The following is a 25401-nucleotide window of genomic DNA, read 5'->3' on the forward strand; positions in this document are numbered from 1 at the left end:
TTATGACACAACCATACGTAAAAATAGACATAGAAAACGAAGTAGGATACATAGAGTTTTTTCATCCTGCACACAATTCTTTGCCTGGAGATGTATTAGCAGAACTAGCGCAAACAATTACTGAAGCAGGAGCGAATAATGAGATTAAAGTCATTGTTTTAAAAAGTGGAGGTGACCGAACGTTTTGCGCTGGAGCAAGCTTTAAGGAATTGATTAACATTAATGATGCAGATACAGGAAAAGTGTTCTTCTCTGGGTTTGCTAATGTGATTAACGCGATGCGTAAATGTCCGAAGTTTATCATTGGTCGTATCCAAGGAAAAACTGTTGGCGGCGGCGTAGGTCTTGCCGCTTCAACAGATTATTGTATGGGAACAAAATTCGCTGCAATCAAATTGAGTGAATTAAATATTGGTATTGGACCATTTGTGGTTGGACCTGCGATTGAGCGCAAAATGGGATTGAGTGCCATGTCTCAAATTGCTATCGATGCGAATTCATTTTATCCTGCAGAATGGGCAAAACAGAAAGGCCTATTTACACATGTCTATGATAGTACAGAAGAACTTGATGAAGCTGTAAAAGCAACAGCTGAACATTTATGTACCTACAATACTGAAGCAATGTTGGAAATAAAAAAAGTGTTCTGGAAAGGAACAGATGATTGGGATGACTTACTAGCTGAACGTGCGCAAACGAGTGGACGATTAGTATTGTCTGAGTTTACAAAAGAGAAATTAAAAGGATTTAAATAAGAATGATTTACAGTTTCAAAGGCTATACACCAGTTGTTCACGAAAGTAGTTTCGTGCATCCTTTGGCAGCTGTAACGGGAAATGTCATTATTGGCAAAAACTGTTATATCGGTCCAGGTGCTGCGATTCGCGGAGATTGGGGACAAATTATTTTAGAAGATGGTGTCAATGTTCAGGAAAACTGTACGATACATATGTTTCCAGGAAAATCAATCACACTTAAAGAGAGCGCACATGTTGGTCATGGAGCCATTATACATGGAGCTAATTTGGGGAGAAATTGCCTCATTGGTATGAATACCGTTATTATGGACGATGCCGAAATTGGAGATGAGTGCATCATAGGAGCCATGGCTTTTGTGAAAGCTGAAACTGTCATTCCGAAACGAAGCTTAGTAGTCGGTAATCCTGCAAAGGTGATTAAAGAAGTAACCGACGATATGATTGCTTGGAAAACAAAAGGCACACAGTTATACCAACAATTACCAGCAGATTGTCATGAGAGTTTAAAAGAAGTAGAACCTTTAAGAGAGGTTCCCGAAAATATGAAAATTCAAGAAGATGTTTATAAAACACTTCGTGATTTTATGAAAAAATAATTATGTCGAAAGTTGAATTTAAAATGCCCAAATTGGGAGAAAGTATTACTGAAGCAGCCATAATTACATGGTTTAAAAATGTTGGTGATACCATTGAAGATGATGAAATGCTTTTGGAAGTAGCTACAGATAAAGTAGATTCTGAAGTGCCTTCAACTGTTACAGGAGTTATCGAAGCCATTTTATATGATGCTAATGATGTCATTAAAATTGGAGAAACAATTGCCATAATTAGAACTGATGGCCAAGTTTCCGAATCTAAAAAACAATCTAAAAAAACAGATACCAAAGCTGAACAAACCAAGGCAAAAAAACCAAAAGAGCCAAAAAGACCAAAACCAACTCCTGTTGTATCTTCCGCCCAATTTAGTCTATCAAACTCAAATTTGTTCTTTTCGCCATTAATACTAAAAATTGCCAAAGCGCATCATATTAGTTTTGAAGAATTAGCTAGAATTCCAGCGACTGGTCATGAAGATCGTTTACGTAAAAGTGACGTTTTTCAGTATATAGAAGATGGTCGGCCATACAAATTCGCGCAACCAGTTGCAGAAAAAGACCCAACAGCGTATCGTATTCCGCAGTTGAACTTTGATAAAGGAAAGGGCAAAGTGATCGAGATGGACCGTATGCGTCAAATGATTGCAGATCATATGGTGTATTCAAAACACACATCACCTCACGTTACAGCTTATGTGGAAGCAGATTTAACCAATATGGTGAGTTGGAGAAATGCTAACAAAGTTGCTTTTCAAGAAAAGCATGGAGAACGTTTAACGTTTACGCCTTTATTTGTCGAAGCTGTAGCTAATGCAGTGAAAGATTTTCCTAATATCAACGCCTCAGTCGATGGTAAAAATATTATTGTTAAAGAGCCTATTAATATTGGTATGGCGACTGCCTTGCCAAGCGGAAATTTAATTGTCCCAGTAGTCAGAAATGCTGATACAAAAGATTTGAAAACTTTGGCAGCAGATGTTAATGAACTCGCAAAAAAGGCTAGAGAAAACAACTTAAAAGCAGACGATATTCAAGGAGGTACATTCACCATCTCTAATGTTGGAACCTTCGGAAGTGTCATGGGAACACCAATCATCAATCAGCCAGAAGTGGCTATTCTTGCTTTAGGAATCATCAAGAAGCGACCTGAAGTTATTACTTCGGAAAAAGGCGATGAAATTGCCATTAGAAGTATGATGTATTTGTCGTTATCATTTGATCACAGGGTTGTCGATGGATTTCTTGGAGGAAGTTTTGTGCGTCGCGTTGCTGATTATTTTGAGCAATTTGATGTCGATAGAAAAATATAAGGGAATTGTTATTCAGAGCGAAGCGAAGCATCTAATATGAGATTGCAATGTCGTTTCTCTCCTCGCAATGATAGACAAGATAATTATGAATAAAGACATATTAAAAAAAGGATTTTCAAACTTGTGCACTGCTAAAGCTATGGCAGAATTATACGAAGCTAATTTCAAGCAGGTTTCTAAATATGTACATGCCACATCTAGAGGCCATGAAGCAATTCAAACCGCTTTAGGAATGCAATTGTTGCCTCAAGATTATGCATTTCCGTATTATCGAGATGATGCGATGTTATTATCATTTGGGTTAGAACCTTATGATTTAATGTTGCAATTATTAGCAAAAAAAGCCGATCCGTTTTCTGGAGGAAGAACTTACTATGCGCATCCGAGTTTAAAAGATGATGATAAGCCTAAAATTCCACATCAATCCTCTGCAACTGGTATGCAAACTATTCCTGCAACTGGCGTTGCCATGGGAATGCAGTATAAGGAATTACAAGATTTAGACGATAAAACCCTTCAGGATTTACCCTTAGTTGTTTGTAGTTTAGGTGATGCTTCGGTAACCGAAGGTGAAATTGCCGAAGCCTTTCAAATGGCGGCTTTAAAGCAAATGCCTATTTTATATTTGGTGCAAGATAATGGTTGGGATATTTCGGCTAATGCAGCAGAAACCAGAGCTCAAAATGCTTTTGAATATGCAAAAGGATTTCATGGATTGGAGGCGATTTCTATAGATGGCGCTAACTTTATAGAGAGCTATGAAGCTGTTGAAAAGGTTATAGCAACTATTCGTAAAGAACGACGACCGTTTTTGGTGCATGCGAATGTTCCGTTATTAAATCACCATACGTCAGGTGTTCGTATGGAATGGTATCGTGATGACTTGGAAGAAGCCAGATCTCGTGATCCTTACCCAGTAATAAAGCAACAATTATTGGATAACGGATTTACTTCCGAGGAGGTTGATGCCATTGAAAATTTAGCGAAAGCGAAAGTTCAGTCCGATTTTGAAAAAGCATTGCAAGCTGAAGATCCTAAACCTGAAGATTTGTTTACGAACGATTTTGTGCCAACGCCAATTACTGAAGAAAAAGGAATTCGGTCTCCCGAAGGCGCTGATAAAGTGGTGATGGTAGACTGTGCATTATTCGCAGTTGAAGAACTCATGCGTAAACATAAAGAGTGTCTGGTTTACGGACAAGATGTTGGTGGGCGACTTGGCGGTGTGTTTAGGGAAGCTGCAACTTTAGCTCAAAAATTTGGAGATGATAGAGTGTTCAATACACCAATTCAAGAAGCTTTTATTGTAGGTTCGACGGTTGGGATGAGTGCTGTTGGATTGAAGCCCATTGTTGAGGTCCAATTTGCCGATTATATTTGGCCAGGACTTAATCAGTTATTTACGGAAGTAAGCCGTAGTTGTTATCTCTCTAACGGAAAATGGCCTGTAAGTATGATTTTGCGTGTACCAATTGGCGCTTATGGAAGTGGTGGGCCATACCATTCATCTTCTGTAGAAAGTGTGATTACTAATATTCGCGGAATCAAAATAGCGTATCCGAGTAATGGAGCCGATTTAAAAGGCTTGATGAAAGCAGCTTATTACGACCCGAATCCAGTGGTGATTTTAGAACATAAAGGCTTGTATTGGTCAAAAGTACCAGGTACACTAACAGCAACTTCTGTAGAGCCCTCTGAAGATTATGTATTGCCATTTGGTAAAGCTTGGGTTTTACAAGAAATTTGGAAGCAAGAAGATGTTGAAACCTTGACGATTGTAACCTATGGGATGGGTGTGCATTGGGCTTATAATGCGTCTGGTGAATTAGGAATGCGAGGCCAGATAGAAATTATCGATTTGAGAACCTTATTCCCTCTTGATGAGGATACCATTATGACATCAGTTAAAAAAACAGGAAAGTGTTTGGTGGTAACAGAAGAGCCAAGTAATAATAGTTTTGCTAGAGCTTTGGCAGGAAAAATTCAAGAAGAATGCTTTAAATATTTGGATGCACCAGTTATGACTATTGGCAGCGAGAATATGCCAGCGATTCCATTAAACTCAATATTAGAGGAAACTATGATTCCTTCTACGGAAAAAGTTAAAGAAAAGATTGAGCGACTATTGAGTTATTGATTGGCGTAAATATACCTGTTTTTGATTTCAGGATATTGTGCTTTTAATGCTTCAGCTCGCGATACCTACTTTTATATTCTATAAAAGGGTAATGGATATGGCATTTTCTAAACATACTAATCGATTAATTGTACTTTCTTACAATATTTCATTCCAAGCTATGACCCACTATTCTGGTGGGTCAGCTGGAGCCTTGGGGAGAAAGTGTGCTTATATAGGAGATACTAAACTTACTATTTGTGGGCAAAACATGGCACATATGATTGATGGTATTCCTAAAGCAATAAATGCTTCTGAACTAGATTTGGTAGGATGTCAAGAAGCTAGTCACTGGTATCTTTTACAAGTTGCTGCCAAAAACACATTAAAGAAGATGGGTAATGTGCATAGTAAGTCTGGTAGAAGCGAAATGGCTAGTTTTTATAATGATAACAGATTTTCATTAACAGATGAGTTTAAAGGTGAATTTAAAGAAGATAGACCATTTCATATTCTTATTTTAAAAGAAAAGAATACAGATGGAGGTGTTATTTTCATCAATGTTCATAATCCTCATGGCTATACTTTTGATAAATTACAAAAGTATTTAAGCAATATATTAAAGGGCTTATGCCTAAGGGATTCTGAAAAAAAATACCGTATCGTAGCTGTTGGTGATTTTAATGAAACGGGATGGGATTGGAATACAGATAATATGTCTCAAAATGAATGGGCACCGTTTGAAGACGCAGAAATTGATACTCAAATAGCAATTAATAATTTTGTTTATTCTTGTTGTCAAGCTGATGGAGAATGGAGTGATGGTCAAGAAGGAGTTCTTAAAGGCAGCAGAGGAGGAGACTATATTTTTGATAGTAAGGAACCTGCCAATACACTAATTCCGCCAAATTATGATGCTAGTGTTTTACAGTCTGATCATTTACCTGTTTTGGGCTTGTTATAGACCAGTGTTTTTATTTCTTAGAAGTGATAGTTTTGATAAAACAAATTTCGTATATTGAACCTTTAATTTATTAAATAATATTATGAAAAAACTATTATTATTAAGCGTAGCATGTTTTTTATTTGCTGGAAACCAATTGTCTTTTGCTCAAACAAAAACAGATTCTCAAACAGTATCTTCTAATACAACAATTCAAAATTCTCCTAAAGAGAAGACGAATCAAATTGTTAATATGTTAGCAAGAACTAACAAATTAGAAGCTGATCAAAAAGAAAAAATATATAATATTTTTTCATCAATGGAGAGAAAAATGAACGGTATTGATAGTGTTAAAGATCCAGCAGATAAAGCTATAAAAAAAGAAAAAATGCAAACTTATATTAACCTAAAATTAAAACAGGTTTTATCTATAGAACAATACGATATCTACATAAAAAAAACTTCAGCAAAATAAATTAGTTTTGCTTTAAATTTAAAAGGACCATAATAAATTAATTTATTATGGTCCTTTTTCTATATGTTATATTCTGAAAGCGGCTTGGTGAACTTTTCAGGGTCGGCTGCTAAATGATATCTTGGATCATCTATGTCTTCAACGATAACCTCTATAAATTTTGGACTAGCTTTATACATTAATGTTTTGCAATCAGAGCTTAAGTGTTTAAGCTTGATGGACTTACCTTCAGCTTCATATTTATTCACCAAATTGAAAATTGCTTCTATTGCTGAATGGTCACTAACTCGAGATTCTACAAAATCTATTTCCACATTTTTAGGATCATCTTTGATGTCAAATTTGGAGTTAAAATTTTGAATAGAGCCAAAAAATAAAGGACCCCAAATTTCATATGTTTTAGTTCCATCGGGTTGAATACGTTTGCGAGCTCTAATCATGGTAGCGTTTTTCCATGCGAATACAAGAGCAGAAATAATAACACCAGCTATTACTGCAACTGCTAAATCTTTCCATACAGTAATGGCAGATACGGCAATTAAAACGATAGCATCAGATAAAGGAATTTTTCTAATAATTCTAAAACTACTCCAAGCAAATGTTCCTATAACTACCATGAACATAACACCAATTAATGCGGCAATAGGAATTTGTTCAATTAGAGGTGCTCCAAATAATATAAAGCAAAGTAATGCTATAGCAGCAATTGCTCCAGATAATCGGCCTCGACCACCAGAATCTACATTAATAATTGATTGACCAATCATAGCACAACCACCCATTCCTCCAAAGAATCCGTTAAGCATATTAGCTCCACCTTGAGCGATACATTCTCTATTTCCGTTTCCTCTTGTTTCAGTTAACTCATCAATTAAATTAAGAGTCATTAAAGATTCGATAAGTCCAATGGCAGCAAGTATAAACGCAGTAGGAAGAATTGTGCTTATGAAGTGACCATCCAATGTGCCAAATAAACCAAAAATTTGATCTTGAAAGGTTGGTAAACCACCTTCAAGACCGCTTCCGCCTTTTTCTACTATAAAGCTACCAACTGTGCTTACTTCTAATCCACCAAAAATGGTAATACAGGCCACAACTATAATAGCAACTAGTGCTGCAGGAACCTTTTTTGTGAGCTTAGGTAGGCCAAACATAATTCCCATGGTTAATCCAATAAAGCCCATCATTTTCCAAAATGATGCATTGGTAAATAAAGCAGAAAACCATTCCGAGGTATGACTTAAAATTGAAATATCTTTTGGTACGGCGTTTGGAAACATGCCTAGTTGAGAAATAAATATAACTATAGCTAATCCATTTACGAACCCCATCATTACGGAATGCGGTATAAGTCGGACAAATTTTCCTAGTTTTAAAATACCTGCTAGGATTTGAATTCCGCCTACAAATAGTAGGGTTATAAAAAGCCATTGTAAACCAAGTTGATCAATTGGTGTGTCTAGATTTACACCAACTTCATTTCCTTTTTGAATCAAATGAACCATTACAACTGCCATTGCTCCAGTTGCTCCAGAGATCATTCCTGGACGTCCACCAAAAAGCGCGGTTACTATTCCCATCATAAATGCTCCATATAGTCCAACTAGAGGAGGAATACCAGCAACAAATGCAAAAGCTACGGCTTCTGGCACCAAAGCTAAAGCTACTGTTAATCCTGAAAGGATATCGTTTTTGGGGTTTTGCGTAAAGTTTTTTCTGGTTGTTTGACCTAATATCATAGCACTCCGTTTAAAAGTCGGCAAATATAGCGTTTTAGAAATGAAATTTGAAGTATAGACTTGTTTACATAAAAAAACACCAATGTCGTTTTACATTGGTGTTCAGTATATGTTGATACATTAGATGTTTCTACTGTGCTAATTCAGGTGGATAGTTCTCCATAATTTTCGTTACAAATTCTTTGATTCTAGCCTCTTTCTTTTCAACACTTCTCTGCGTTAAAAGTCCAGTTCCCATACCTTGCCAAACCAATTCTTTTTTATTTGCGTCAATAAGATCTACATAAAGGACTCCTTCAGTTCGTGTGGATACTGATGGTTGATTATTCCAACCATAGCCCCAGCCAGGTCCATAGCCTCCCCAGCCTCCCCAACCCCAGCCACCAACACCCCAAGAGTTGTTGTAAACGTTTACACGTTGTTGGGATTTAGTAAAGATACTGACTAGTAAGTCTGGATTTTCAGATTTAGTATAACCTTGAGCTAATAATTCAGTTTCTATAGCACGAAGGATTCTACGTTTATCAAGGTCGCTAATTTCTGCTTTATCGATTCCCGTTTTAAAGAATGCGAAAGTTTTATAGTTATTAAATTCAGCATTTTTGTCGTAGTCGGCAGCAACTCTTATAGAGCTGCATGATGTGATTGCCAATACTATCAGGACAATTGGTAACAATTTAAGTAATTTTTTCATATCCTTTTTTGTTTAATGGTTATAACGAGTTTAATAAGTCTTCATTTACTTTATTTGGAATGGTGACCTTTAAATTTGGTTCTATTTCCATAGCACGTTTAATAGCAAAAATTGCACCTTCGTTTCTGGCCCAATTTCGTCTTGCAATTCCGTTGTTAACATCCCAGAAAAGCATTGATTTTAAACGCTGTGATGCCTCTTCACTACCATCAAGAACCATACCAAAACCTCCATTAATAACTTCTCCCCAGCCAACTCCTCCACCATTGTGAATGCTTACCCAAGTTGCACCTCTAAAACTATCGCCAATTACATTGTGAATAGCCATATCAGCAGTAAACCTCGAGCCATCATAGATATTGCTGGTTTCTCTATAGGGAGAATCGGTTCCTGAGACATCGTGATGATCACGACCTAAAATCACAGTCCCTATCTCTCCTTTAGCAATAGCCATATTGAACGCTTCCGCTATTTTCATTCGTCCCTCGGCATCAGCATATAAAATCCTGGCTTGAGAGCCAACGACTAGCTTGTTTTCTTGTGCACCTTTAATCCATTGAATGTTATCAGCCATTTGTTGCTGAATTTCGTCAGGTGAATTTTTCTTTATGTCTTCTAATACGTCGCAAGCTATAGTATCCGTTTTTGCTAAATCTTCTGGTTTTCCTGAAGCACAAACCCATCTGAAAGGTCCAAATCCGTAATCAAAACACATGGGGCCCATAATATCTTGAACATAAGATGGGTATTTGAAATCAATGCCATTATCAGCCATGATATCTGCTCCAGCTCTTGAAGCTTCTAGTAGAAAAGCATTTCCGTAGTCGAAAAAATAAGTGCCTTTTGCGGTGTGTTTATTTATTGCTGATGTATGGCGACGTAATGTCTCTTGGACTTTTTCTTTAAATAGTTTAGGGTTATTTGCCATTATATCATTTGCTTCTTCAAAAGATATGTCTGAAGGATAGTAACCACCAGCCCAAGGATTATGAAGTGATGTTTGGTCACTTCCCAAATCGATATGAATGTTATCTTGGTCAAATTTTTCCCAAACATCTACGATATTCCCTAAGTAAGCAATAGAAATAGTTTCTTTTTCTGCTTTAGCTTTATTAACTCGAGCGACTAATTCGTCTAAATCTGTAATCTTTTCGTCAATCCAACCCTGATCTAATCGGACTTGAGTAATTTTTGGGTTGACTTCTGCACAAACCGTAATACAGCCTGCAATATTGCCTGCTTTTGGTTGCGCTCCCGACATTCCGCCAAGTCCAGAAGTAACAAACAGATTTCCTGTTGGAGATTTTTTAATTTTTCTGAAAGCATTCAAAACAGTTATCGTTGTACCATGAACGATACCTTGCGGACCAATATACATATAGCTTCCGGCTGTCATTTGTCCATATTGTGTAACGCCTAAAGCATTAAATTTTTCCCAATCATCTGGTTTAGAGTAATTTGGTATCATCATCCCGTTAGTGACAACAACTCTTGGTGCTTGCTTGTGACTTGGAAATAAGCCCATTGGGTGACCAGAATACATAGTTAAAGTTTGTTCATCTGTCATTTCAGATAAGTACTTCATCGTTAATCTGTATTGAGCCCAATTTGAAAAAACGCCTCCGTTACCACCATAAGTAATGAGTTCATGAGGATGTTGAGCTACAGCATAATCCAAATTGTTCTGAATCATAAGCATGATAGCTGCTGCTTGTTTTGATTTCGCAGGATACTCATCAATTGGTCTAGCATATATTTTGTAATCAGGACGCAGACGATACATGTAAATTCTTCCGTAAGTGTCTAATTCATGTTTGAATTCCGGCAATAGAATTTCATGTTGAGACTTATCGAAATAACGCAATGCATTTTTAAGTGCTAATTTTTGTTCTTCTGAAGATAAAATAGCTTTTCGCTTTGGCGCATGATTAATTGAAGCATCATATGCTTTAGGTTCTGGCAGAATGTTAGGTATTCCTTCTTTTATTTGGTCTTGAAATGATAATGTTGTTGTTGGCATTACTTTTTTTTTAAAGTATTTTTATCGAAACCATAAGGGCAATGTCTACAGCCGCTTTCACAACAATAGCCTCTTTTTAAATGGTATTGTTCTGTAAAACATCGGTAACCCTCAGGTGTTACATAATAATCTCCTTCTTCCACTGGAATTATCTTCTTCATATGACAAAGATAATGTAAATTGGAAAGATTTTTGATTGTTGATTCATATGGTTTTAATTTCAAAACATATAGTACCAAGAGGATATGTAGGAATCACTATTTCACCCTTTATATTTCTGAAATTTCAGTATTTGAAAACCAATAGTGAGATTAATCAAGATGAAGAATTGGCATCATGCATATCTCAAAATTTCCTTTTAACGAGAAGCGTATTTAAATGAAAAAGACCTTAATTATTTAAAATCAAGGTCTTTTTGGGCATTTGTTGGTTATTTATAATTTGAGAATTATTTTTTGATATTTCTCTCGGTTATCATTTAATACTGCTTTAACAATATATGCACCATCGGAAAGATTTAAATTGTCAAAAACAAATTCATTTTGATATATGTTATTTGCTTCTATTAATACCCTGCCAAATAAATCATAAATCATTACCGTTTTTAATAACTCTTTGTTTGATTGTACTTTAACATACTTTCCTTTTGGAGCAATGATAGTTACATAAGGATTATTTTGAAATTCATTGACTCCTAGAGTTTCATCTGTATATCTTAATATAAATCTATCATCTAAATTTCCTAATTCAGTCTGTGTAAAGGTATACGGTGAAGTTTTTAAGTTGTGAATGATATTTAATTCCAGATCTTCTAAATAGATATTTTGATCATTTACAAATAAGCCATCAAGGCCATGAATAGCTATGGCATGAATTCCTGGCTCTTCAATAAGCATTCCAAGAAGTACTTGATCATTGACATCTAAAGGATAGTTTCTACCTTGAATTATTAAGGGTTCATCCCCTAAAATAGAATATAAACTTTTACCAGTTCCTCCAATAGTTGAGGCGTCATATAGTCTATCATACTCATTAGTTGCACCTTCCACATACGCAACTAATGTTGTACTCGTATTTTCTGAAGGCGTTACTAAGTCTAACCAAATTCTGTCTTTTTGCGCCTCTACGTCATAATCATTTGAGGTTCTAAAGAATTGGTCATTACGGAATGTACTGCTTCTCATAGAATTATTAAACGTTAGCGTTTCATTTATAGTAGAGTTAGGAGATTCTTCCATAAGTACGAAAAACCCTTGACCAGAACCAATAAGTCCATCAAACCCACTTTGCGTTCCACCACTTAAATTATACTCTAAATAATCTGATACATTATAATTATAAGCATAATTACCATAAAATGGACTTCCAGCACCTAATTGTATTTTGGTTCCATGAGTCCATAAATATACGGTGCCATCAATGACATCATTTCCAGCGAAAGCTAAAAATGCATTTGCATCTATGGCTGATGGATATGGGTTTCCAACTAAATTCCAGTTGTCATCATCGCTAGTCACAGGCCCACCTACTCCACTATAATTAGTACCTGTGTAGGTTCCTCTTACAATAGGTTTTCCAATAGTTCCATTATTAGGATTACCCACAAATGTTGCCGAAAACCAAGCTGCAATGTCATTATCAAATGCGCTAGGACCTCTAATTATATAACCTTTTCCATTAATCATATTGCCAGTTGCGTTTACCCATTCTCCATAATCATTTGGGACATTTTGAGGTGGAGGACCATCTGGTCTATCAATAGAAGGGATCCATTCACTTATTAAAGTTGCAGTTGTCGTTGGGGACACGCTGGCTAAAGGGAAATTAGCCAATGGAGTTGACCAATACACATAATCTTGTCTCCTTATAAAAGACTCTCTTCGCATAGTAATCTCACCAGAATTAGCAACGTCATTAACTTGAATTAAGCTTCCTGTATCATTTTCAAAGCCATCTAGAACAAATGTCCCAGTTGCATTGACAGTAACAACGTCTTGTACTGTAATTGCGCCACTTGGTTGAACTAAAAGGTTACCTCCATTTTGTATGGTTAAATTATAAGCGTCAGCAGATGTCGTGTTTGAAACAATACATTGCACACCGTTGTTTGGTATTGATACGCAATCTGCGCTGGTAGGTACACCAGCTGGTGTCCAATTGTTAGCGGTGTTCCAATCTGTATTTACAGAACCATCCCAAGTTTTGCCAGAAGTCACTACAACGCTTCCTGTTAAACCAACTGGAATTGCTGTACAATTGATGTCGTAAGCATCGGTAAGAGTGTATGTTGGAGATCCAGAAGGTGTTACGCTAAATACATATGGTGATGTCGTAATTCCCGTTATTGTTACTGGAGTTGTTCCATCGGTATAAGTAAAACTCCATGGTTGGGTTCCTGTAAGAGTTACCGTTAAATCTAAGCTGCCTCCGCATGCTGTTGCGCTTCCAGAAATATCTGCTGTAGGTAAGGGTTCAATAACAAAATCCACTGGAACTCTAAAATTAGGGTCACTGGAGCAAGCAGAATAGAACGTATAGGTACCAGCCGTATTAGTATTTAATAAACCAGAACCAACAACGCCTACTGGATTAAATGGAGTACCTGTACCAAAAGCAGTTCCGCCAGTTGGTGCAGTATACCATTCGGTTCCTGTTGCAGGACCAGTAACATTCCATGTGAAAGGGCTTGTAATAGTTGTGCTTGAAAAACCATATACTGTCGTAACCAACGTATAGGTCGTCCCTGCTGTTAAGTTTGCAATGAGTTCTGCTTGTAAACCAATACCATTGTCGTCATCACCAGTGACCCAAGTTCCATCTGTACAAGAACCAGGTATAAATGGCGTAGGTGTATTAATGACAATATAACCCATGATATCAAATGTGGATTCTGAGGCAAATGAATACGTGCCAGAAACCGTTACTGTAAAATCTACAGTTGTGTAGTTTGATGTAGTTCCGGTTATAAAGGCACAACCATCAGTATCATCAATAAATATGATTGGTCGATCAGCTGTTAAATCTGTACTTGCTGTTAAATTACCAGCAATAGAATCTCCCAAACTGGTTGATCCAAAGCAGGCAACTCCAGAATTTATGGTACCGCTTCCACCAGCACAAATAACAGGAGGCGTAGGCGATGTGACACATATTCCAAAAGCTCCATTATTGTTATTACCATATTCCCACAAACGAATATATAAGACTTCACCAGGTGTTCTTCCCGTTAAAGCAATGCTAGACATCAGTCCATTAGCACTGTCGTCGTCGTCACATTCAATTAATGTAAGGGCACCACAAGTGCCAGAGTAAATAGCCATACCACTATCGGTAATTACACCGGGTTCGGTATCTACCGTTATTTCACCACTTAGTGGTACGGTTATCGTAAACCACACATCGCCTCCTGAGTAGAATCCGCATCCAGGATTAGTAACACCACTGTCTAACGCACTTGCGTTAGTGTAAGTTGTATAAGCACATGATATGTCTATAGCAAGCGTAATAGCAGTTGCGCAAGTATCATTTGAAGGAGGAGGAGGAGGAGTTCCAACACAGACATCAAAATTAGTTTGAGCTCCAGGACCTGCAAACCAACCATAAATTCTAACATAATATGTATTAGTAGGTGTTAAACCTGTTAAGTCTAGGGTGTTTGGATCACTGGTAGCTACAAAAGTTAATGCAGCGCAACCCGCAGAACCATCATAAACGCCAATGCCCATATCAGTACTTGTGCCAATAATTGCAGTAACATTTAGTAATGAAACGCGATGTTGTGCATCTGTTGCAACAAAACTAAACCACACATCATTATCAGGTGTTCCTGATACATCATCAGGCTGTGAAGATGCGGTTGCAGAAACATTAGTTCCTGCTGTTGTTGCTCCGCAGTTAAGATCAGTATTTACTGTCAACCCAAGGGCGCTAGCACATTCATCATTTCCTGGTGGTGGTGGTGGTGGTGGTGGTGATCCAACACAGACATCAAAATTAGTTTGAGCTCCAGGACCTGCAAACCAACCATAAATTCTAACATAATATGTATTAGTAGGTGTTAAACCTGTTAAGTCTAGGGTGTTTGGATCACTGGTAGCTACAAAAGTTAATGCAGTGCAACCCGCAGAACCATCATAAACACCAATGCCCATATCAGTACTTGTGCCAATAATTGCAGTAACATTTAGTAATGAAACGCGATGTTGTGCAGTTGTTGCAACAAAGCTAAACCAAACATCATTATCTGGTGTTCCTGTTACATCATCGGCTTGAGCTGATGGGGTAGCAGAAACAGTGGTTCCTGCTGTCGTTACGCCACAGTTAAGATCAGTATTTACTGTCAACCCAAAGGCACCAGCACATTCATCATTTGCTGGTCCTGGAGGAGGATCTAAAACACAAATATCAAAAGCATTTGCTGTTTGGTCACCATTGAAATCATATACTTGAATATAATAGGTGTTTCCAATTGTTAGACCTGCCAGATCTAATGTTTCGATACCATCATCAACAGTACTGTTTGTACAGGCTCCACCAGCAGGTCTTGTGTTAGTGCCACAGCCAGAGATTACTCCAACCACAGCATTAAATCCTGCAACTCCATCTACTATAACGGTATGAGAAGCTGCTGTCGCTATAAAAGAAAACCAAACAGCATTTTCGATACCATTTGTACAGTCACCAGTTTCGTTATTATCTGTTGCGCCTGTTGTAGAGCCGGTAGTAGGTATGCAAGTAGCATTAGATGTAAGGGAGGTTGCGCCACTACATGTATCGTTAGCTGGTACAATTGTGATACCTGTTACACAAAGTTGAGTTAAATCCATATCTGAATTACCTCCTCTTTCATCAGCTACTAATAAAAAATAAGTACCATTAGCAAGATTAGTAATAGTTAATGTTTCATCACCTGTATTCCCAGCTGCATTAACACATCCAGCTGATACTAATGAAGCACAATTTCCAGAGAAAACTTGTAACACTAAATCTCTATCCCCAGCAAGTATTCCACTTACGGTTACATCCATAGGACCTCCGGTTACAGTAAATGTAAACCAGCCTTCTCGATTATTTCCACCACATGTAGGGTAACCTGCTGTATCTACAGCATCTGATATTGTAGGTGTTAGACATGCGCCATTTAAAGTTATTGGAGTAGCTGCTCCACAAGTATTACCTTGGCCAAAACTATATTGGGTAAAAGAGCAAATAAATAAGAAGATAAGAAATCTATAGTTTGTTTTAGATGTGAAAACAAAATTTGTGTAATGGTGTTTCATTTGTATTTATATTAAAGCGTCTTATTGAATGCTAATTAAGAAATAAATTTCTTCTCTAATAAGGTGCAATAGTTAAATAAATTTAGCCACAACAAATAGTGTAAAGTCAAAAGTAGAATTTTGGGGATTCTATTCTATATCCTGTTAACTAAAAACTAATATAAAATAGAGTTATTATTATTGATTTAGGATTTAATGACAAAATATACTGAAAATATATTTCAAATTTAACATTTTTTTATAACTATTAGATGGTATATGGGTAATAAGAGAAGAATATCATATTTTTAAACATAATTTAATTCTTTAAGTATGAATTTACTTACGGTTAAAAATTGTTTTACAAAAAAAGACCTTAATGTTAATTAAGGTCTTTGAATGATTTTTTTTATTTGCTACTTAAGAATAACCTTTTGTGTTTTTTCTTTGCCATCTGTAAGTGTTACTTTGACGACGTAGCTTCCACTAGATAGGTGATTTGTTTCTATTCTCAACTCTGATGGGTTATTAGCATATTTTGTATCTATAACAACTCTACCCATTAAATCATATATCATTGTAAGTTCAATAGGACTTAGTGTTGATTCTATTTTTATATATTTCCCGTCTGGTGCTATTATAGATAGTCCGTCAAGTGACTCAGGTTCATTTGTTGATAATGTAGTATCCGTATATAGAAGAATAAAACGATCATTAAAAGTTCCTGATTCTGATGTAAAACTATACGCACTTAATCTAAGGTCATGGATTGTATGTGTAAAGGTGTCTTCCAAGAAAATATCTTGATTAGTCGTTTCAAATAATCCATCAATATTATTAATAGCAATGCTGTAATTACCATTTTGAGGAATTTCAAATCCAAGAGTGACAGTATCATTAACATTGAAAGGAAGCGATCGTCCTTGAATGGACATCTTTTCATTTTCAACTAATGAGTAAAAAAGCGTGCTGGTTCCTGATAACTCGTTGCCATCAAATAATCGATCTTTCTCATTGGTTGCTCCTGAAATATAACCAACAAGAATAGAAATTGCATTGTTATTGTTATCTATTAAATCTAACCAAATTCTATTTTTTTCGACTACCGTTGTGTCTTCATCTGCCGAATTATCTAATCGGTAAAATTGATCATTGCCATACACGCCACTTCTCATCGTATTATCAAATACAAGATTAGACGGGCTAGTTGCAGCATTATCCATCAATACGAAAAATGCCTGACCTGCACCTATGAAACCATCAAACCCAATGGGAGTAGATCCCGTTAAATTATAAGCGACGTAGTCATTTGGATTATAGTTATACACATAATCTCCATAGAAAGGATCTGTTACAGCATTGCTTGGAGCCGATAGATGTCTCCAAAGATAAACTGTTCCAGATATTGATGGATCTAAATCATCAATTATGTTAGAGGCGTTCATTGTAATGAATGTATCTGCGTAAATCGATGAAGGGAATGGATTACCCACAAGATTCCAGTTGTCATCTATAGCCGTCGCCACTGTTGATCCTGGTCCAGGATAATCTGTTCCAGTATAATTACCTCTAGTAATAGCTCTATTGATAATGCCATTACTTGGTCTTCCAGAGAATTCTGCAGTATTTGCAGTAGTAGTTCCAGTTAGTCCTCTTATTGCATAACCTTTTCCAGATATCATGTTTTCTATGGAGGTTTGCCATTCACCATAAATACCACCTACAGTTGGTCTCCATTCAAGAACATGAGTCGCATTGGTTCCAGGAGAAACTCCCAAAGTTCCAAAGCCTTCAACGGCTGATGCCCAATACACATAATCAGAAGAACTTAAACCAGTAACTTCCCTTTGCATATTGATACTACCTGTATTATTGTTTGTAGCGACATTGGTTATTTGCACCAAATTAGCGCTACTTCTAACATCTAAAGTCCCAGTTGGTTCTATTGTAATCCAATCGGTCACTGTTAATGATGTAGAGGATTGTAATTCCAAATACCCATCGGCTTTTACCGTTAAATTTCTTGCATAAGCTGGTGTAGGAGGTAAAGGTGGGCCTAATATGGTTGGGTCTGGTAAAATTCCGACACCTTTAACGATAACGCAATTATCTGATGTGGGAATACCAGTGGGCGACCAATTGTTTGGATCGTTCCATGTCGAAGTGCCTTGAGAGCCATTCCAGATTTTGGTGTTATTAGTAACTGTAATATCTTGACTAGCACTACAGCCATTAGATAAGATTGCACTGGCAGTAAATGTAAATGTATTATTGCTTCCTAATTGCCCAGAAGTTGGGTTAACATATATAGTTGGTACTGGAACACTTGTGCCTGAAATGTAAGGTATTGTAGCAGCTGGATCTGAAAAAGCATCAACAGTTACATTCCAATCAAATGCAGTGTTAAGAGGTTTGTCTCCATATATTTTAATGTCATCAACTGCTATTCCATCGGGTAGCCAACCTGCTCCAGCAAAGGAATAAAGTCTTACTCTAATTTTTAAATCATTAGTATCAATATAAGGTGTCAGATTATAAGAAAGGCTAATAAAATTAGAGGCTATACCTGTGTTTTCAGTAAAAGTTTGAAGCACAGTTGGGTATGAGGCACCATTATCAGTAGAGAGTTCTATGGTTGCGTATTCATCAGTTGGGTTAATTCCAGTAGGAAAGAACCTTGAATAATAAAAGTCTAATTCTAAAGTTAAATTTGTAAATCCATTTGTATCAACACCGTTTGTTAAGGTTAGAGAGTTCTCAACAGGAACAGAAGGATAGTCAGGGTCTGAGGCGTCAGATAAACCTAAAGCAAAATTATCAGCACCAAATCCTGACGAAATTGCAGGAAACCAAACATTAGTATTAGGAATATGTACACTAGTTTGGTTTTGAAATCTAGTTTTATTGTCAGTGGCGGCATTGTTAGTATCAGTATTTATATTTTCAAATACACCTAATCCTCCACCTTCAAAATCTTCATCTAAAAGATAAACAACTTCAGTATCGCCACCAGCAGTTATAGCAACAATATCATTGCCGCAAATTGAAGTGGCTGACTGTGTAAATGTTAGCGTAGGTAATGAATTAACCTCTGCTATTACTTCGGTTCTAGTGACCGATTCACAGATTCCATTGTTTGCCGTAACCCAATAAGAGGTTGTGTTGGTTAATGGATCTGTAGTGTAGCTGCCAGCATTAGTCTCTAACAATGTTCCAGTTCCCGGAGTTTCAGTATCATACCAATTATAGGACGTTCCGTTTCCAGTAACAGCTAGGTTAACTGACCCAGGCCCACAGGTTTCACCATCAATTACCGTATTTATAACACCGCTACATGTTGGTATAACAGAAATAAGATAATCTTCCGTCTCTCCCCAATATTTTGGAGATGATGCTGCAGTTGAAAAATTATCACATGACGTAAAATTAAAACCAAAGTTTTCAAATCCATTAATTCCTACAATATCGAGTCCGTTATTTACTCGAATTCTAATTCTGTAATTACCTGGTGTTTGAGTTAATGGAATAATAAAACCAAAAGTCACACTACTACCTGCGAATCCTTGTAAATTATAAACCTCTTCTCCAACATCATCAAAATCACCATCAACATTCCAGTCTACCCACGCTTTCCAAGTTCCTCTTAAAAGGATTTCTCCAGTACTATAAGCAAGTACGTTAAGTGCTTCACCTTGTGCTTGAACAGCAATATTAGTTAATGAAGTAAAATCTTGATACCCATTTGGTGATGTGCTAAATGTAGAAGCATTTGCAGGTGGATCAGATAAAGACCCAACTATTGCTACATTATTAATGTAAAGACCGTCTGAATCATCAGAGGTTGGCTCGCAATAATCGGCTACTAAAGTGGTCGTATTTCCAGTAAGAGGGTTAACAGTATAATATAAAGGACCACCTGAACAAATAGAGTTGAAAGCATATATGTAAAAATAATGAGCTGTTAATGGTGTTAATCCAGTAGCTGTAAAAGTTGTGTTGGTATCATTATCAACAACAGTATAATTAACATCATAAGCCGCTCCTATATTGTAAGTGTTTCCATTTACTGGAGCAAAAGTAGGAGGTGTGTTTAAAGCGCTTACTAAAACCAAATAGTTATCCGCAACTGGGTTGGAAGCTGTAAAAGATCCTACAATTGTAGTGCCAGAAGGTGTTAAAAATAATGCTATTGGTTGTGCAGTTGGCGTTGTACAAGGTGCAGGAGCAACCACATTTACTATATAGTCTTCTGATTGACCGTAGGCATGATTAGCACATGGTCCAGTAACATATGCATTATAATTTTTAGTAATCCTCATTTTAGTATTACCAACAGTTGCAGTTACAGGAACAGATATGTTGGATGTTAACGTTGCAGTATCATTACCTGTAGAGTTAGTAATTATGCCTAAATCGTATATTTCATTAGCATTATTTCCAAATGTTCCGTCTTGATCCCAATCAAAATAAGCTCTAATATAGTTGTCAAAATTACCTGCAGTATTTCCTTTAATAGTTATTTGATTAGTTGTATTGCCTTGTATTACAGTAGCAATATCACAAAAGCTTTCAGTATCTGAAGAGCCATTAACGGTGTTAGATGTTGTGTTGTTAATACCTGCAAAAGTAACATTGGTTATTGGCTCAACGATAGTAAATGTTGAGGTACAATAAGCAGATAAAGCTGTGGTAAAAGTAATGCTAACGCGTCCATTAGCTCCAGCACCTCCATTTTCAGAACCTCCAGATCTATCTCCTGAGGCACCACCTCCACCACCAGGAATATTCCCCGGATTACCATCATTGCCATTGCCGCCACCAATTCCTCCAATACCGCCACCCGGACCTCCTGCGTTACCGCCTGAGAACCCATTTGGAGAGACTCCTCCAACGGTATTTCCATTAGTACCAGGTAAATTAGTGTCTCCACCAGATGCTGTGCCTCCAATACCACCAGTATTTATATCACCACCAGTTCCGCCATTAGCAATTAATGTTGAAAATGAGGTATTACCGCCATCTCCACCAACTGGTGATCCAAAAATGCCTCCAGCTCCAACTGTAAGGTTTATAATATCTCCGCCATTAACGGGTAAAATAGCAGTAGAGTAAGCACCGCCACCACCACCTCTGCCAATGATGTTGTCATTATTGTTGTCGCCATAGCCTCCGCCACCAGCACCCCAAATTTCTACGGTAATGGACGTAACGTCACAAGGAACAATAAATGTATAGTCATCAGGTATATCAATATCAATAGTAACCTGAGCTTGCAAACCAAAGCTTAAAAAAAATATAAAAATCGAGAAGAATAGTAATTTTTTCATCATAGATTCACTTTTAGGCATAACAAATCCAAATCATAAAACTATGATTTGAGCGTAGGCTTAAAATTGACGATCTGTAGGGACTCGTTTTAAAAATGTAACTTATTGTTTGTCAGATAAAACTGTCTTTTAATAAGTATAACATATCTAGTATAAAGATAGTTTTTTTAACTTGTTTTATCCGTCAGTAGATGCTATATTCGATTAAATGTTAAAATTTGAAGACAAGGGGAATTTGAGTGTTGATAATCAGGTTGATATCAAGCCAGAGTATTTAATACATCCTTATATTTCTGGTAATAAATATCGTAAACTGAAGTATAATCTTACAGAAGCAAAAGCATTTGGGGAAAATACCTTGATTTCTTTTGGAGGTGCTTTTTCAAATCATATAGCTGCAGTTGCCTCTGCAGGCAAAGAATTTGGTTTTAAAACTATCGGAATTATAAGGGGAGAAGAATTGGCTTCAAAGATTGAATCAAATCCAACCTTAAGTTTTGCTGAAGCCTGCGGAATGACCCTGAAGTTTATTTCAAGAGAGAATTATAGGATTAAAGCAACTGATGAATTCATCTTAGAGTTACAAAACGAATTTGGAGATTTTTATTTGATTCCTGAAGGTGGTACTAATGCATTAGCAGTAAAAGGTTGTGAAGAAATATTAACCAAGACAGATGAAGTTTACGATTTTATTTGTTGTGCTGTTGGTACTGGAGGCACGATTTCTGGCTTGATAAATTCAGCGTTACCCCATCAAAAAATTCTTGGTTTTCCTGCGTTAAAAGGTGATTTTTTACGAGAAGAAATTGCTAAATTTGTAACCAATAAAAATTGGGAGTTAATTACCGACTATCATTTTGGCGGTTATGCAAAAATCAATAGTGAATTAGTGACGTTTATCAATACCTTTAAGCGATTACATAAGATTCCTTTAGACCCTATTTACACAGGGAAAATGATGTTTGGTATTTACGACTTAATTGAAAAAGGCTTTTTTCCGAAGCATTCCAAAATTTTAGCAATCCATACAGGAGGATTACAAGGTATTGAAGGGATGAATCAGAAATTGAAACAACAAAAAAAGCCTTTAATCGTTTAAATTTTATGAGAAAAATATATTTCGTACTACTTATAGGTTTTATCGCTTTTAGTTGTGGTTCAAAAAAAAAGATTGTTACTAAAAAGGGTAAAAATCTAAAAAGGACTGAACAAGTTATAGTTAAACCAAAAACTACTACTGAGCCAAAAACAACACCTGAAACGCCAGATATCCCTAAGACGTCTTCTTTAAGTTCCATCGAAATTTACATATTGAAATATAATGCCATCGCGCAGGATGAAATGCGAAAGTCTAAGATTCCAGCAAGCATCACTTTAGCTCAAGGTATTTTGGAGTCTGGTTCTGGTAGAGGCCGACTATCGGTTGAAGCCAATAATCATTTCGGAATTAAATGTCATGGATGGAAAGGGGAAAAAATATATCATGACGATGATAAATCACAAGAGTGTTTCAGAAAATACACCCATGCTTATTCTTCTTTTGAAGATCATTCAGAATTTTTAACTGGCAGAAATCGGTATGCCAAACTATTTAAGTTAAGAACCAATGATTATAAAGGATGGGCAAAAGGTCTAAGAGCTGCTGGCTATGCAACAGATCGAAAATATCCTCAAAAATTGATTAGCTTAATTGAACGTTATGAACTTTATAAGTATGATGATATGGTTTTGGGTAATCAATCCTCTATTGAAGAGGTGTCTATTAAACATGTCGTAGAAAAAGGGGATACGTTATATGCCTTGTCAAAAAAATATAATACAACCGTTGAAGAACTTAAACGTCTAAACGATCTTGAGACCAATGAGATTTCATTAGGTCAACTCCTTATTATTAAATCAAATTAGTATGTTATATCTACGTAGTAGTGCGTTATTTAAAGAAGCTCAAAATGTTATTCCTGGAGGTGTGAATTCACCTGTTAGAGCTTTTAAAGCTGTTGGAGGAACACCAATCTTTGCGAAATCTGCTAAAGGTGCTTATGTATATGATGAAGATGATAATCGATTTATCGATTACATAAATTCCTGGGGCCCAATGTTGCTTGGTCATGCGTATCAACCTGTTGTAGATGCTGTTATTGAAAGGGCAAAACAGGGAACTTCCTTTGGAATGCCCACTGAAATTGAAACTCAAATTGCAGAGTTGGCAGTAGCAATGGTTCCAAATATAGATAAGATTCGATTTGTGAATTCTGGAACCGAGGCTTGTATGAGTGCTGTCCGTTTGGCTAGAGGTTATACTGGGAAAGAAAAGATTATAAAATTTGCAGGATGTTATCATGGTCATAGTGATGCATTTTTAATACAAGCTGGGAGTGGAGCCGTGACATTTGGTAGTCCAAATAGTCCTGGTGTTACAGAGGGAACAGCAAAAGACACTTTGTTGGCCACTTATAATGATATTGAAAATGTAAAAGCATTAATTAATGTCAATAAAGGTGAAATTGCTTGTATTATTATTGAGCCCGTTGCAGGGAATATGGGTTGTATACCGCCTAAAGGTGATTTCTTACAGCAATTGAGAAGCTTATGTGATGAGAATGATATACTACTCGTTTTTGATGAGGTTATGACAGGTTTCAGACTCGCTAAAGGTGGAGCGCAGGAGTTATACGATGTCGGTTGTGATATTGTTTGCTTCGGAAAAGTAATAGGTGGAGGTTTGCCTGTTGGTGCATTTGCAGCTAGAAATGAGATTATGAACCATTTAGCACCTTTAGGAAAAGTGTATCAGGCAGGAACTTTAAGTGGGAATCCTTTGGCAATGGCAGCTGGTTTGGCAATGTTAACAGCAATTAATAATGATAAATCATTGTTTGATAGATTAGCAGAAAAAACAGAATACCTTCATAAGGGTTGTGCAGAAGTGTTAAACACACATCATATAACACATACTATTAATAGGAAAGGTTCGATGATATCTATTCACTTTTCAGGAGAAGAGGTAGCTGATTTTGATACTGCAGCAAATGGGAATAATGATAGATTTAAATCCTTTTTCCACGGTATGTTAAACGAGGGTATCTATATTGCTCCAAGTGCATTTGAAACTTGGTTTATCACAGATGCGCTTACCTATGATGATTTAGACGAGACCATAAGAGCTGTAGAGAAAGTAGCTCAAACTTTATAGCATAAAAAAAGCGACTTTTTCAAGTCGCTTTTTTTATGCTATAATTTAAACAATTAGAGTTCGCTATCGAATTCTAGATACCTATCGAATTGCTCTTCTGTTAATATCGTTTTTAATTTTTCGTCTAAGACTCTATTTATTTTGTCTAAGCGGTCTTTATTCCCTTCAAGGTTCTTGCTTATCTTTTTGTAAGCTTTTCCATAGTCTTGGTAAGCTCTGAAAACAACATCCATTTTTTCTTTATCAAACTTAAGGGTCTTTCTTAGTTCTTTAGTTTTCGCTGATGCTACCTTACTAATTTCTAATGTATTTTGTGCTGTTGCGTTTTGAGTACTAAAGATTAGTGCCATCGCAAAAAAGCAAAGTGTAATTATTTTTTTCATTGTCTTTTTATTGTAAATAGTTCTACAGGATTTAAAATTAAGGTTTTTTACGATAAAAAAAAGCATCGACACTAAAAATCGATGCTAATTAACAAAAACTATCTAAATCTACTCAAATTATCGCTTTCCTTTTTTTCTTTGTTTTCCTTCGTGTTTACGATTACGCTTAGCGCTCATTTTTTCGAATTTCTTATATTGTTCTGCAGTTAAAATGGTTTTCATTTTTTGCTTTATAGCAATTTTATCATCTAGTCGTACATTCATCATCTTAACGCGTTCTTCCTTTGATGGTTTTTTTGCATCTTCTTTTTCGACTTTCTTTTTGCGCTCTTCCATTTTCTGTTTTCTTGTGGTCGCTTGTTCTAAAAGTATTTCTTTGACTTGAGCTTGCTGCTTTTTAGATAAATCTAATGCTAAAGTCATCTTTTTTGAACCTAAGGTTGCAATCTCTTCGGCAGAAAGGTCTTTAATCATTTCTCTACTTTGCTTGTCATCTTTTATGTGACCTTTTCTTTTGTCTTGTGCAACGGCTTGTAATGTTACAAATGCTAATGTGATTAAAATTAATTTTTTCATAATGTTCTTAAAT

At 36.4% G+C, this 25401-nt stretch carries 17 protein-coding genes; 9 read left to right on the top strand and 8 right to left on the bottom strand.

Going from position 1 to position 25401, the window contains the following annotated elements; genetic code table 11:
- The first annotated feature begins 2 nt into the window (after positions 1 to 2).
- The 6 genes from V7719_RS03410 to V7719_RS03435 all read left to right on the top strand — a co-directional run bounded on the left by V7719_RS03410 (position 3) and on the right by V7719_RS03435 (position 6198).
- Positions 3 to 755 (top strand): enoyl-CoA hydratase/isomerase family protein, encoded by a 753-nt coding sequence (locus V7719_RS03410; RefSeq protein ID WP_335728451.1) that lies wholly within the window; start codon positions 3 to 5, stop codon positions 753 to 755.
- 2 nt (positions 756 to 757) lie between these two features.
- Complete coding sequence (locus V7719_RS03415) at positions 758 to 1354, top strand: acyltransferase (RefSeq protein WP_335728452.1); 597 nt, start codon at positions 758 to 760, stop codon at positions 1352 to 1354.
- Positions 1355 to 1356: 2 nt separating this feature from the next.
- Positions 1357 to 2664, top strand: coding sequence for a dihydrolipoamide acetyltransferase family protein (locus V7719_RS03420; protein WP_335728453.1), 1308 nt, complete (start codon positions 1357 to 1359; stop codon positions 2662 to 2664).
- Positions 2665 to 2749: 85 nt separating this feature from the next.
- Positions 2750 to 4801: an alpha-ketoacid dehydrogenase subunit alpha/beta gene (locus tag V7719_RS03425; protein WP_335728454.1), complete on the top strand. Its 2052-nt coding sequence runs from the start codon at positions 2750 to 2752 to the stop codon at positions 4799 to 4801.
- Between the two features lie 97 nt (positions 4802 to 4898).
- Positions 4899 to 5744, top strand: a complete 846-nt coding sequence (locus V7719_RS03430; RefSeq protein ID WP_335728455.1) for a hypothetical protein — start codon at positions 4899 to 4901, stop codon at positions 5742 to 5744.
- 82 nt (positions 5745 to 5826) lie between these two features.
- Complete coding sequence (locus V7719_RS03435; protein ID WP_335728456.1) at positions 5827 to 6198, top strand: hypothetical protein; 372 nt, start codon at positions 5827 to 5829, stop codon at positions 6196 to 6198.
- Positions 6199 to 6257: 59 nt separating this feature from the next.
- Here the strand turns inward: V7719_RS03435 and V7719_RS03440 are convergent, their stop codons facing one another.
- From V7719_RS03440 to V7719_RS03470, 6 genes are all read right to left on the bottom strand, one after another.
- Positions 6258 to 7937 (bottom strand): SulP family inorganic anion transporter, encoded by a 1680-nt coding sequence (locus V7719_RS03440; RefSeq protein ID WP_335728457.1) that lies wholly within the window; start codon positions 7935 to 7937, stop codon positions 6258 to 6260.
- A 130-nt stretch (positions 7938 to 8067) separates the two neighbouring features.
- Entirely contained in the window at positions 8068 to 8631 is a 564-nt protein-coding gene (locus V7719_RS03445; RefSeq protein ID WP_335728458.1) for a DUF4136 domain-containing protein, read from the bottom strand.
- 19 nt (positions 8632 to 8650) lie between these two features.
- Positions 8651 to 10651 carry a urocanate hydratase gene (locus V7719_RS03450; protein ID WP_335728459.1) on the bottom strand — a complete coding sequence of 667 codons (2001 nt, stop codon included), beginning with the start codon at positions 10649 to 10651 and terminating at the stop codon, positions 8651 to 8653.
- The gene (locus V7719_RS03455; RefSeq protein ID WP_335728460.1) at positions 10651 to 10812 is read right to left on the bottom strand and encodes a DUF5522 domain-containing protein; all 162 of its coding nucleotides are present in this window, start codon (positions 10810 to 10812) and stop codon (positions 10651 to 10653) included. The genes V7719_RS03450 and V7719_RS03455 overlap by 1 nt, the downstream gene beginning before the upstream one ends.
- A 273-nt stretch (positions 10813 to 11085) precedes the next feature.
- Positions 11086 to 15930, bottom strand: coding sequence for a T9SS type A sorting domain-containing protein (locus V7719_RS03465; RefSeq protein WP_335728461.1), 4845 nt, complete (start codon positions 15928 to 15930; stop codon positions 11086 to 11088).
- A 395-nt stretch (positions 15931 to 16325) separates the two neighbouring features.
- The gene (locus tag V7719_RS03470; protein WP_335728462.1) at positions 16326 to 21239 is read right to left on the bottom strand and encodes a GEVED domain-containing protein; all 4914 of its coding nucleotides are present in this window, start codon (positions 21237 to 21239) and stop codon (positions 16326 to 16328) included.
- 205 nt (positions 21240 to 21444) lie between these two features.
- Here V7719_RS03470 and V7719_RS03475 point away from each other — a divergent pair, with 205 nt between their 5' ends.
- Genes V7719_RS03475 through hemL form a run of 3 tightly spaced genes read left to right on the top strand, consistent with a single transcriptional unit; the run spans position 21445 to position 24429 of the window.
- Positions 21445 to 22335, top strand: coding sequence for a 1-aminocyclopropane-1-carboxylate deaminase/D-cysteine desulfhydrase (locus V7719_RS03475; protein WP_335728463.1), 891 nt, complete (start codon positions 21445 to 21447; stop codon positions 22333 to 22335).
- Between the two features lie 5 nt (positions 22336 to 22340).
- Positions 22341 to 23141, top strand: coding sequence for a glucosaminidase domain-containing protein (locus tag V7719_RS03480; RefSeq protein ID WP_335728464.1), 801 nt, complete (start codon positions 22341 to 22343; stop codon positions 23139 to 23141).
- Position 23142: 1 nt separating this feature from the next.
- A complete protein-coding gene (gene hemL / locus V7719_RS03485; protein ID WP_335728465.1) occupies positions 23143 to 24429 on the top strand; it encodes a glutamate-1-semialdehyde 2,1-aminomutase in 1287 nt (428 codons plus the stop codon).
- A gap of 53 nt (positions 24430 to 24482) precedes the next feature.
- Here the strand turns inward: hemL and V7719_RS03490 are convergent, their stop codons facing one another.
- Positions 24483 to 24812 (bottom strand): hypothetical protein, encoded by a 330-nt coding sequence (locus tag V7719_RS03490; RefSeq protein ID WP_335728466.1) that lies wholly within the window; start codon positions 24810 to 24812, stop codon positions 24483 to 24485.
- A 117-nt stretch (positions 24813 to 24929) separates the two neighbouring features.
- On the bottom strand, positions 24930 to 25388 hold the full coding sequence (locus tag V7719_RS03495; RefSeq protein WP_335728467.1) for a hypothetical protein: 459 nt from the start codon (positions 25386 to 25388) through the stop codon (positions 24930 to 24932).
- Positions 25389 to 25401: the final 13 nt, after the last annotated feature.

Source organism: Psychroserpens sp., assembly GCF_036960315.1.
GTDB lineage: Bacteria > Bacteroidota > Bacteroidia > Flavobacteriales > Flavobacteriaceae > Psychroserpens.